This window comes from Kluyvera georgiana ATCC 51603 (genome assembly GCF_001654985.1).
GTDB lineage: Bacteria > Pseudomonadota > Gammaproteobacteria > Enterobacterales > Enterobacteriaceae > Kluyvera > Kluyvera georgiana.
The window spans coordinates 26,767-38,084 of the sequence record NZ_LXEU01000041.1 but is presented as its reverse complement, the minus strand read 5'-3'; the positions used below and the strand labels follow the sequence as shown (position 1 = coordinate 38,084).

The 11,318-nt window shown below is 52.9% G+C and carries 12 protein-coding genes and 3 tRNA genes; 2 read left to right on the top strand and 13 right to left on the bottom strand.

The annotated features are described in order from the left end of the window. Positions 1-18: 18 nt before the first annotated feature. From M989_RS09295 to M989_RS26215, 9 genes are all read right to left on the bottom strand, one after another. Positions 19-687, bottom strand: coding sequence for a YecA/YgfB family protein (locus tag M989_RS09295; RefSeq protein ID WP_064544581.1), 669 nt, complete (start codon positions 685-687; stop codon positions 19-21). An 85-nt stretch (positions 688-772) separates the two neighbouring features. Next, positions 773-1,489: an ABC transporter ATP-binding protein gene (locus tag M989_RS09290; RefSeq protein WP_064544578.1), complete on the bottom strand. Its 717-nt coding sequence runs from the start codon at positions 1,487-1,489 to the stop codon at positions 773-775. Then, positions 1,486-2,364 (bottom strand): ABC transporter ATP-binding protein, encoded by an 879-nt coding sequence (locus tag M989_RS09285; RefSeq protein ID WP_064544577.1) that lies wholly within the window; start codon positions 2,362-2,364, stop codon positions 1,486-1,488. The genes M989_RS09290 and M989_RS09285 overlap by 4 nt, the downstream gene beginning before the upstream one ends. Then, positions 2,361-3,650, bottom strand: coding sequence for a high-affinity branched-chain amino acid ABC transporter permease LivM (gene livM, locus M989_RS09280; protein ID WP_064544575.1), 1,290 nt, complete (start codon positions 3,648-3,650; stop codon positions 2,361-2,363). Before livM ends, M989_RS09285 begins: the two co-directional genes overlap by 4 nt. A 9-nt stretch (positions 3,651-3,659) precedes the next feature. Next, positions 3,660-4,574, bottom strand: coding sequence for an ABC transporter permease subunit (locus M989_RS09275; protein WP_064544597.1), 915 nt, complete (start codon positions 4,572-4,574; stop codon positions 3,660-3,662). Positions 4,575-4,653: 79 nt separating this feature from the next. Next, entirely contained in the window at positions 4,654-5,772 is a 1,119-nt protein-coding gene (locus M989_RS09270; RefSeq protein WP_064544573.1) for a branched-chain amino acid ABC transporter substrate-binding protein, read from the bottom strand. Between the two features lie 405 nt (positions 5,773-6,177). After that, positions 6,178-7,053 (bottom strand): hypothetical protein, encoded by an 876-nt coding sequence (locus tag M989_RS09265; RefSeq protein WP_064544571.1) that lies wholly within the window; start codon positions 7,051-7,053, stop codon positions 6,178-6,180. A gap of 173 nt (positions 7,054-7,226) precedes the next feature. Further along, the gene (locus M989_RS09260) at positions 7,227-7,841 is read right to left on the bottom strand and encodes a LysR substrate-binding domain-containing protein (protein WP_280685204.1); all 615 of its coding nucleotides are present in this window, start codon (positions 7,839-7,841) and stop codon (positions 7,227-7,229) included. A 51-nt stretch (positions 7,842-7,892) separates the two neighbouring features. Then, on the bottom strand, positions 7,893-8,111 hold the full coding sequence (locus tag M989_RS26215; RefSeq protein ID WP_245191241.1) for a helix-turn-helix domain-containing protein: 219 nt from the start codon (positions 8,109-8,111) through the stop codon (positions 7,893-7,895). A gap of 35 nt (positions 8,112-8,146) precedes the next feature. Here M989_RS26215 and M989_RS09255 point away from each other — a divergent pair, with 35 nt between their 5' ends. Together M989_RS09255 and M989_RS09250 are read left to right on the top strand one after the other, a co-directional pair. Then, positions 8,147-8,965 (top strand): sulfite exporter TauE/SafE family protein, encoded by an 819-nt coding sequence (locus M989_RS09255; protein ID WP_245191240.1) that lies wholly within the window; start codon positions 8,147-8,149, stop codon positions 8,963-8,965. A gap of 120 nt (positions 8,966-9,085) precedes the next feature. Continuing rightward, on the top strand, positions 9,086-10,042 hold the full coding sequence (locus tag M989_RS09250) for a GGDEF domain-containing protein (RefSeq protein WP_064544569.1): 957 nt from the start codon (positions 9,086-9,088) through the stop codon (positions 10,040-10,042). Positions 10,043-10,310: 268 nt separating this feature from the next. On the opposite strand, the gene M989_RS09245 is transcribed toward M989_RS09250, so the two are convergent. The 4 genes from M989_RS09245 to pgsA form a co-directional block, all read right to left on the bottom strand. After that, a tRNA-Leu gene (locus M989_RS09245) sits at positions 10,311-10,397 on the bottom strand. Between the two features lie 11 nt (positions 10,398-10,408). After that, a tRNA-Cys gene (locus M989_RS09240) sits at positions 10,409-10,482 on the bottom strand. 40 nt (positions 10,483-10,522) lie between these two features. Then, positions 10,523-10,598, bottom strand: a tRNA-Gly gene (locus M989_RS09235). A 151-nt stretch (positions 10,599-10,749) separates the two neighbouring features. Then, on the bottom strand, positions 10,750-11,298 hold the full coding sequence (gene pgsA, locus M989_RS09230; RefSeq protein ID WP_064544567.1) for a CDP-diacylglycerol--glycerol-3-phosphate 3-phosphatidyltransferase: 549 nt from the start codon (positions 11,296-11,298) through the stop codon (positions 10,750-10,752). Positions 11,299-11,318: the final 20 nt, after the last annotated feature.

The following is an 11,318-nucleotide window of genomic DNA, read 5'->3' as shown; positions in this document are numbered from 1 at the left end:
GCCGACTGGCCCCCTTTTTTATTTCGCTAAACAACACTGCTTATATTTCTTTCCGCTGCCGCACGGACACGGGTCGTTACGTCCCACCTTCTGTTCGTTTTTAATCGGCTGCTTGACCGGGGCTTCTTTCGGATTGTCCATCCAGTAATCGAAAAGACTCAGCGCCGCCGGGCGAATTTTGTCGATACTGTCAAAATACTGCTCAACCGTGAAAGCCTCCAGCGCCGCGCTTTTCTCTTCATCACCGTGCAGCGCGATGCTATCAAATGCCGCTTGCTGGTCTGCCGGTAAACCAGACCAGTCGGTCAGACGCGCACCGCGCAGGTAACCATAGCACCACTCTTCCACGATGGTCAGCTCCTGGCCTTCTTCTTCGCGAGTCCCAAACAGCGGCTCAAACTGGTCCGGATAGTCGTTCAGGCGATCGGCAATGTCACTCATATGTTGCAGAGTGAGATTCACAAAACGGTCGCGCTCGCGGTCGGTCGTCCAGTGCGGTACATGATCAGCCCCGCCCCATACGGCAAACATCCACTCGGCGGGTTCAATCTCCAGCGGTGAGGAGAGGATGGCGGTCAGCATACCGTCCAGTTCGGAAACGTCGATAATTGACGCATCAGAGGCATACTTCGCAATGGTCTCGTCCAGCCATTCCAGTTCGCTTTCGGTTAAAGGTCCCGTTTTCATACTCAATCTCTGTCGTTGTTGATGAGGTCGTTCAGTTCAGGCGCAATGATGCAGGAGTTTAGCATTGAACTCCAGCAATGCTTTGCTACACGCCGCCCAGATAGGCCTTGCGCACCTCCTGATTCCCCAACAGTTCCTCACCGCTGCCGCTGAGACGAATTTGCCCGTTAACCATCACGTATCCCCGGTCAGACAGCTTCAGCGCATGGTGAGCATTTTGTTCCACCAGAAAAATAGTCATCCCATCGCGAGCCAGTTCACGCAGCGTATGGAAAATTTGCTTCACCACAATCGGCGCCAGCCCGAGGCTGGGCTCATCAAGCAGCAACAGTTTCGGTCGGCTCATCAGCGCGCGGGCGATCGCCAACATCTGCTGCTCACCGCCGGACATGGTCATCGCCCGCTGCTTACGCCGCTCTTTGAGACGAGGGAACAGATCGAACATGCTTTGCAGATCCTGAGCGGCGTACTGGTTGCCAATCGGAATGGTGCCCATCAATAGGTTTTCTTCCACGGTCATATCGGGGAAGATGCGCCGCCCCTCCGGCGCCTGAGCGATCCCGGCCGAGGCGACATAATGGGTGGTGCGATGGCTGATATCGTCGCCGCAGAAGAGAATTTGCCCGCTGCGCACGCGCGGCTGGCCGAAAATGGACATCAACAGCGTCGATTTCCCCGCGCCGTTGGCGCCAATCAGTGAAACGGTTTCGCCCTTGTTGACCTGCAGCGAAACCTGCTTTAACGCCTGGATAACGCCGTAATAGACATCGACCTCACGAAATTCCAGCATCGGTTCGCTCATAGGCTGACCTCGTCTTCGCTGGTGCCGAGATAGGCGGCAATGACTTTCTCATCGTGCTGAATTTGCTCCGCCTTGCCCTGGGCAATAACATCGCCGTGGTCCAGCACGATAATATCGTCCGAAATGTCCATCACCATCCCCATATCATGTTCAATCAGCAGCACGGTAATGCCGTGATGCTCACGCAAGAAACGAATAATTTTGCTCAGCGCCCGGGTTTCCACGGGGTTCAGCCCGGCGGCGGGTTCATCAAGGCAAATCATCTCCGGGCCGGTGCACATGGCGCGGGCAATCTCGAGGCGGCGCTGCTGACCATAGGACATCTCGCCCGCCAGCCGGTTGGCACAGTCAACCAGATCCACCACCTCAAGCCAGTAAAAAGCGCGGTCCAATGCGGCGCTCTCTGCACGGCGATAGGCTGGCGTATTGAGGATCCCGGCGACCAGGTTGCGGTTGACCTGCATATGCTGCGCGACCAGCAGATTCTCCACCACCGACATCTCGCGGAAAAGACGGATATTCTGGAACGTCCGCGCCAGCCCCGCCCGGTTCACGAGGTGGGTTCCGCCAAACATCTTGTAAAAAATCCGCTGCCCGAGGTGTGACGGGTTAACCCAGTCGCCCGGCTGAAACTTTTGTCCGAGAATCTGGATGACGTTAGTCGTTTTCCCGCGCGTGTTGAACAGGATTTTGCCGCCGGAAGCCTTGTAGAAACCGGTCAGGCAGTTGAACACCGTGGTCTTTCCCGCACCGTTGGGGCCGATTAGCGCGGTAATCGAGCCACGCTGTACCTCCAGATTAACGTCGTTCAGCGCCTTAATACCGCCAAAATGCATCATCAGATGCTCAACGCTTAAAATCACATCCTGGCTCATGGCGCCACTCCTTTACGCACCGCAAATCCGCTGCGATTAATGCGAATCAACCCCCGTGGCCGCCAAATCATCATCACCACCATCAGTACCCCAAACAGCAGCACACGATACTCGGCAAAACTGCGCAATAACTCGGGGGTGACGGTCAGTACAAACGCCGCCAGCACCACACCGATGGTCGAGCCCATCCCGCCCAGCACCACGATGGCGAGAATCAGCGCCGATTCAAAGAAGGTAAATGAAGTGGGATTGACGAACCCCTGGTAGGTAGCGAAGAACACGCCGGCAATTCCGGCGGTCGATGCGCCGAGGGTAAAGGCCGACAGCTTCACCAGCACATGATTCAGGCCCATCGATCGGCAGGCGATTTCATCTTCACGTAGCGCCTCCCACGCGCGGCCAATCGGCATACGCGTCAGACGATGTTTGATATACAGCACCAGCAGTACCACCAGCACCAGAACCGCGTAGATAAAAATAAACTTCAGGTTAGGGTTATAGGTGAGATGGAAAAACTCGTGGAACGGTACACCGCCCTCTTTCGCCCGCCGCCCAAATTCGAGGCCAAAGAAGGTCGGCGGCGGTGCGGAAATCCCGTTCGGGCCGCCGGTAAAGCTGAGCCAGTTGTTAAGGATCAAACGGATGATTTCACCAAAACCAAGGGTCACAATAGCCAGATAGTCGCCGTGCATGCGCAGCACCGGAAAACCAAGCAAGGCGCCTGCTGCCGCGGCCATCAGCGCCGCCAGCGGCAGCATCGACCAGAATCCCAGCCCCAGATACTGATAACCCAGCGCCAGCCCGTAGGCGCCAATGGCATAAAACGCCACGTAGCCCAGATCTAAAAGCCCGGCGAGACCGACTACGATGTTCAGCCCTAGCCCCAGCAGCACGTAGATCAGGCCGAGGATCGCCACCGTCAGCACATATTTGGTGGCGACGAACGGGAAGCAAACCGCCAGTGCCAGCACCAGTGGGATTATCCATCTCATTCGGCTTTTATAGTCCGGCGCACGCACATATACGCCAGCATTATCGCTTTCAAAGCGGGATGTAAAACGTCGACCGAGCGCGGTGGTGGCCATTGCGCTAAGCGCAAAGCGCCCCACCATCACGACGGCGATAATCCAGATTAGACGTTGGCCTTCAAAGTTAAAGCTGTAGCCGTCGAGCACGACCCCGACAATGGGGCCAAAGATAATCAGCGCCACCAGGCCGGAAAAAATCGCGTCAAGAATGCAGCGTTTGAGGGAAAAGACCTCGTGTGAAGCCGTTGAATGCGTCATTGTCAGCTCCTACACTTTGGCCACAATCGGGCGGCCGAGCAGCCCCTGGGGGCGAAAAATCAGGATCACCACCAGCAGCCCGAACGAGAACACATCTTTATAGTCGGAGTTGACCATCCCGGAGAACTGCGCTTCGGCCACGCCAAGCAGCAGCCCCCCCAGCATCGCCCCCGGTAGGGAACCGATACCGCCAAGCACCGCCGCGGTGAACGCCTTGATGCCGATAATAAACCCGGCATAGAAGTCGAAAGTGCCGTAGTTCATGGTGATCAACACCCCCGCCAGCCCCGCCATCGCCGCGCCGATCACAAACACCAGCGAGATAATACGATCGGTATTGATGCCGAGAATCGAGGCCATTTTGCGATCCTGCTGCACCGCCCGACACATCCGCCCGAGACGGGTGTGCCCAATAATCCACGTCAGCAGCAGCATCCCGGCAAATGAGGCCAGCAGGATAAAGATTTTGGTATAGGTAATCTGCACGAAACCGTCCCCGATATGCAGACGCAGCACACCGTCGAGCATCGTCGGCACCCCCTGCTGGCGCGGACCCTGGCTGATTTGCGCATAGTTTTGCAAAATCAATGACATGCCGATGGCAGAAATCAGCGGCGCCAGACGAGTGGAATTGCGCAGCGGTTTGTAGGCAATACGCTCAATCGTCCAGCCGTACACGCCGGTAACCACGATGGTAAAGACCAGCGTGCCGAGGATCAGCAGGGGGAAAGAGTGCAGGCCAAAGAAGGACAGCAGCGCCAGACCAATAGCGCAGAGGTAGGCTGAGATCATATACACTTCGCCATGAGCGAAGTTAATCATGCCGATGATACCGTAAACCATGGTGTAACCAATGGCGATCAGCCCGTAGACCGATCCTAGCGTCAAGCCATTGACTAACTGTTGCAGAAAGAATGTCTCCATCATCGCGCGCTCGTGTTATTGGCCGTGTTATAGAGCGCCGGTATGCAAGCACACCGGCGCTGAGCGTGACTCCATCCGGTTACTCAACTTCCTTATACTTGCCTTTGTCATCCCACTGATAAACGACGTAGTCCGAGACTTTCAGGTCGCCCTTGCTGTCCCAGGCTTTCTTACCCATGACGGTTTCGACCGGATTGGCCTTCAGCCATTCGCTGGCTTTCGCCGAATCAGGACCGGCCGCTTTAAACGCCGCCGCGATGGCCTGAATAGAAGCATAGGAATAGAGGGTGTAACCTTCAGGCTCAAACTTATTGGCGCGGAATTTTTCGATAACCGCCTTGCCGTCAGGGATCAGGCGCGGATCTTTGCCAAAGGTCATATAGATGCCGTTGGTATACTGCGGACCACCGGCGGCGGTGACCATCTCTTCGTTGACGATACAGTCGCCGGAGAAGAATTTCGCCTGCACGCCCTGCTCACGCATCTGACGTACCAAAGGGCCCGCTTCAGGGTGACAGCCGCCGAAGAAGACCACGTCCGGCTTCTGAGCGCCAATTTTGGTCACCAGCGCGTTAAAGTCTTTTTCACCACGCGACAGGCCTTCATACATCACATCCTTCACGCCGCGCTTGGCCAGCGCCGCGCGAGTCGCATCCGCCAGTCCCTGTCCGTAGGTATCTTTATCGTGGATGATAACCACCCGTTTGGCCTTCAGCTTATCAATGATGAAGTTGCTGGCAACGTCGCCCTGCTGGTCGTCGCGGCCGCACATACGGAACATATCGTTCATTCCGCGCTCGGTGATTAGCGGGTTTGTTGAACCAGGGGTGATGGCCAGCACGCCCGCATCGTTATAAACCTCGGAGGCGGGCATCGTCGAAGAGGAACAGAAGTGGCCAACGACGGCCTGAACTTTGTCCTGATCGACCAGACGGTTCGCTACCGCCACGGCCTGCTTCGGTTCACAGGCATCATCGCCCTGTACCAGCTTAATTTTCTCGCCGTTAATCCCACCCGCAGCGTTAATATCCGCCGCGGCCTGGGTCGCGCCGTGCCAATATTGATCGCCATAGGTAGCGTTCGGCCCGGTAAATGGGCCAGCGACACCAATCACAATATCGGCCTGGGCGGAAAACGCCGTCACCAGACACCCTGCCAACACAATCGAAAGCGGACTTCTTATTAATTTCAGCGACATTATTATCTACCTTAGCAAAAGAGGTTTATGCATAACGGTGTGAAGCCGAACCACCGGCGCACGCGCCGGACTGACGACATCCTGACAATATCCTGCTGATAACGGCGAGGTTTCCTTACGCTTTTCAGGTCAAATCATTAAGCAAAATGGTTGCCAACTTTTCGCAACCATCGCGCGGATTTTGACAATTTTGAGTATAGAGCGCCGTTACAGGGCCTCTGCACCGACGAAGTGAAATTACGGGAGGGATCACATCTGGTTAACAATAAAGTACATAAATATTGCAATAGTCACGCTTTGCGCATTTTTGTAGCAAGTTGTGCAAACTATGCTGCGCGGTGGTGCAGGCTATAGGCATCACAAAAAAGCCCGCTGGGGAGCAGGCTTTCGGACAACATGATAAGCTTATTCTGGCAGTTTAAATTGCCACAGCGCGACGTTTTTGTGCAGCGGGTCAAGCTGATACGCTTCGTTGAGTTTCGGGTGATCGGCAATCAACTCAGCCAACGCCTGTCCATTTTCGATAGGTTCGAGGTTGTAAGCCATATCCAGTTTACGTACCGCTTCAATAAACCGAGGGCGAATGGCATATTTTTTGACGCTTGAATTCTCCTCGTATCGCTTTATCTGCGCGATGGCAATCATCCAGAACATGGGCCGCCACCAGGCCCAGGAAAAATCACAGCGGCCAATCACATCGCTGGCATTATGTTGATGGGCAAGGATCGTGAAGAAATTCATCAATTCATCAAGTTTATAACGATCGTTCTGTTCTTCCCGTTTAAACGTACTAAAACCGTCGTAACGGGTAACCAACTGAATTCGTTCCCAGGCGTTATCCTCCAGCATCCGTTGCTCGGAGACGAAAAAGCGGGAAATCATAAATTCAAAGTAGCGACGGCTCGCCATTGCTGGAATCAGGACATTCATTGACGAATTTTTGACGCCCTGAAAATACTCGCTGCAGTAAGTCTGGAATAAGTTAATGACGGCCCCTTCTTTTGCATGCTCCGCCGACGCGCGGTTAGCCTCAGCCGTTTTAGCTAACTCCGTTTTGGTTTGTTGCAGTTCGTAAATTTGTAGGGAAACCGTAATAATCACCCCGCACAGCGCTAAGCCGGCAAACAGCGCGTTCACGCTGCTGAACATATCCGCTAACGGCTGGGTAGTCTTCGACTTGATCCACACCGGATCGGCACCCATATACCAGGCCCAGACCCACAGCCCAAAAATTAATGTTGTCGATCCTATCAGCAGCATATAAAAGGTTTTGTTCTTCATTACCCTATCCTTACAAGGCGTTAGCGCACACTATACGCGAGGGATAAATACAATTTCATCTACTATTCCCGGCAGGTTTTATCTCTATTAAGCCGACAGGCTGGCCCACAATGAATCAGGGTCAGAGTTGAATCAACTCAAGACAGAATCGGGCAACGATATCAGGATATTGATTAATGAGTTCTGAGAAAGTCGATTAATTCTGTCATTGGTGGGCTTAGTGAATCCGCTGTTTTATAGCAAATGCAGATTCGTCGCCGTGCCCATGGGTCGGTTAGCGGTAATACATGGTAATGGTATTTTTTACGGAAGCGTTCAGCGACTGACACAGGAATAACCCCTACGCCAATACCACTACTGACCATTTCGCAAACCCCTTCAAAGCTGCTCATTCTGATGCGATACGTCAGTGGGTGACCCAGTTCTCTGGCATGTCCGTTGATGTGCTCCTGCAGCGCGCTGCCGGGGTAAAGCCCAATAAAAGTCTCGTCGAGCGCTTCTGAGAGAGAGACTTCATGGCGAAATCCAAACGGGTGCGTGGTCGGAACGATAAGGGCAAGCCTGTCATCTGCTATGGGTTCAAGCATCAGTTCGCGGGGGTCAACAGCATCTGAGACGAGACCGGCTTCCGCGATCCCATTATGTATGCTGTTAATAATATCCGTACTGGTTCTCTCTTCTAACTCAATGGTCACGTTAGGGTGTTCTGAAAGCCACTTAGCCAGTCTGCCGGGCAGAAATTCTGCCATTGCAGACGTATTGGCATACAATCGTACCTTTCCTCTCACTCCTTTAACGTAAGCGCCGAGTTCAGCGTTAAGCCGCTCGTGCCGGGAAAGTCATTCACGGGCGTGGCCGACCAGGATTTCACCGGCATCTGTCAGGCTAACGCCTCTGGGATGTCGAGAAAAAAACTTTACCCCGGTATCTTCCTCCATGCTTTTCAGTCTCTCGCTGGCCGAGCCAACCGCAAGACAGGCATCACGAGCCCCCTGAGTAATGCTTCCCGCATCAGCGATGCAGACGACAAGTTTCAAATCAGAAAGATCCAGCCTCATAAGATATACACCTAAGCCTTCGGATGATCCGAAGCATGATGCGTTTAAACCAGATTGTCCACTCGCGACTGAAATGCTTGAATCACTCAAAATCCTTCATCAAGGCAGATTTTGTGAACGAACAACTGTATCTCTATCTTTTACTTATATTTATCCTCGCCGGTTTCGTAAAAGGCGTGACAGGAATGGGTCTACCAACGGTGGCGATGGGATTAATTAGCTTGTTCATGCCTCTTCCTGTCGCAGCAGCGCTGCTGGTTATTCCTTCTTTCGTGACGAACGTGCTCCAACTTTGTACCGGCCCCTCAGTAAGGCAGATTATCCAACGTCTGTGGCGGATGATGTTGCTTCTGTTGGCTGGCACGGCGGCCGCCTCTTCACTGCTAATCAGCATAAATGCAACCTGGTCAGCGTTTGGGCTGGGTGTGGCTTTACTTATTTACGCAGCTTTTGCGCTGGTGTCGCCGTCCTTTACGGTCCCGGAGTCCAGAGAGAAATGGCTGTCTCCGGTTATTGGCGGCGTGACAGGTGTCATCACCGGCGCGACAGGCGTGTTCGTAATGCCAGCCGTCCCCTTTCTCCAGTCGCTTCGATTAAGCAAAGATGAACTCGTTCAGGCTCTGGGGCTGTCATTTACCGTTTCGACCGTGGCGCTGGCCGCAGGGCTTTATCTGCATGATGCTTTCAGGGTGGAGCAGTTTTCATTGTCTTTTTTATCTCTATTCCCTGCCCTGGCCGGGATGTGGCTTGGGCAGAAAGTGCGGGCACGCATCAGCGCCAGACTTTTCAGAAAATGTTTTCTCCTGTTCCTGATTGTGCTTGCCCTGGAGTTGATTTCACGCCCCTTTATCTGATTTGTCGCTGATGTAACTGCTCTCTGTGGTCGTTCGGGCAAACGAGCTCTTTTTTGAACTATATTCAAATGATTGGTAAGCCTTAATCTGGCATAAACATATCTATTTCTTCGAGGTAATATGAAATTCCCTGGCATCCCGGATAATGAGGAAGAGCGTCTAAGATCCCTTTATCTGGCAGATCTTCTTGATACAGGCTCCGAAGAACGTTTTGATCGTTTAACTCGTCTGGCAAAAAAAGTCTTTCAGGTGCCCGTGGTACTGATAAGTCTACTCGACCGTGAGCGCCAATGGATGCTAGCGTGCGAAGGATTGGGTACCCGCGAAACGCCTCGCAACATCTCTTTTTGTAGCCACGCCATTTTGCAGGATGGCCCCTTTATTGTTAACGACGCATCTCACGATGAACGTTTTCATGATAACCCTCTGGTTACCGGGGAACCATACATAAGGTTCTACGCAGGGTATCCCGTGCATCTGCCTGATGGCGCGGTCGCAGGTACCCTTTGTCTGATTCATTCCACACCCCGCGGTTTCAACGACGAGGATATTGCTTGCCTCAAGGATTTAGCCTTTATTGTCGAAGATGAATTTAAGATTCTTGGCATGGCCTTGACCGATAGTTTAACGGGTATCCCTAATCGTCGTGGTTTTTATAGTAAAGGAGAAAAGCGATTCCGTTCCCTTACTAAAACGAATGTAACATTCAGCCTCATCTTTTTTGATCTCGATAAATTCAAACCTATCAACGATCTCTGGGGGCATGCGGAAGGTGATGAGGTTTTAAAAGTATTCGCCGCGATGGTGTACAAACTTCTGCGTCCAGGGGATATCGCAGGACGTCTCGGCGGGGATGAATTTGCCGTTCTCCTCACTCACCACGCCAGGGCCGATTTATTCTTGCAAGATTTGCGTAATAACGTCGATGAGTACAATCAAAACTCGGGTAAGCCCTATAACATTAATTATTCCTACGGAATGTTGCAAAATGACCCGGAGCGCTACCCGTCGTTAAGGGAGATGCTTAAAGAAAGCGATGAGGTGATGTACTCAGCAAAGCGCCGGAAACATGCATAAGCGTACACTGGTGTTATTTTGAGTGTTTTCCCTGAGGGACGTGGGGAAAATGCCGGAGTCGATACAAGCGTATTTTGAAGGGCGATGGTTAATTATTTGTACGCGTGAGAAACTCAGATAAATGACGCTCGAAGACCTGATGCGAATCGCTTCAAACAACGTTCATATTAGGAAACATATTAGGAAATGAGGTTTCAGGCACAAAAAAACCACCTTTCGGTGGTTTTTCACGACACTGCTTATCATTGATTTTATTCTACTTTTCCCATGGTAGCCGGAGTGGGACTTGAACCCACACAGCGCGAACGCCGAGGGATTTTAAATCCCTTGTGTCTACCGATTCCACCATCCGGCCAGGGAAGAAAGTGGAGGCGCGTTCCGGAGTCGAACCGGACTAGACGGATTTGCAATCCGCTACATAACCGCTTTGCTAACGCGCCTTTAAATCTTAAACATCCGCTATTGCCGATGCTTTTAAATTGGAGCGGGAAACGAGACTCGAACTCGCGACCCCGACCTTGGCAAGGTCGTGCTCTACCAACTGAGCTATTCCCGCATTATCAAGTCGATTCGTTAACCACTTGATTTTGCTATCGTCTGGCAATCAGTGCTGCCGTTCGATGCGTTGCATTCTACTTATCTGACGCGGTGAGTCAACGGTATTTTTCGCAACTTTGTATCGTTTGCTGAAAATTACGCCGAAACGATCACTCTTGAAGCAAATCGCCGCGCGCGGCGTTCAGATATTGCAGCATAGACCACAGCGTCAGCACCGCTGCCACGAGGAATAGCGCAATACCGGCCCACTCAACCCACATATTCGGACGCCACAGCATCCACACCAGCGCGGTCATCTGCGCGGTGGTTTTCACTTTACCGATCCACGAAACGGCAACGCTGCTGCGTTTACCCAGCTCGGCCATCCACTCGCGTAACGCCGAGATAATAATTTCACGAGCGATCATCGTTGCCGCCGGCAAGGTGACCCACCAGGTGTGGTAATGTTCCGCCACCAGCACCATGGCAATCGCCACCATCACTTTATCCGCAACCGGATCGAGGAAGGCGCCAAAACGGGTGCTCTGGTTCCAGCGACGGGCGAGATAGCCATCAAACCAGTCGGTGACGGCGGCCACAAAGAAGATCAGCGCGCAGACAAACGGCGCCCAGACGAACGGAAGGTAGAACGCCAGCACAAAAAACGGAATCAGGATGACGCGGAACAACGTAAGCAATGTAGGGATATTATATTGCATGGCGTGGTAACTATCTGTTG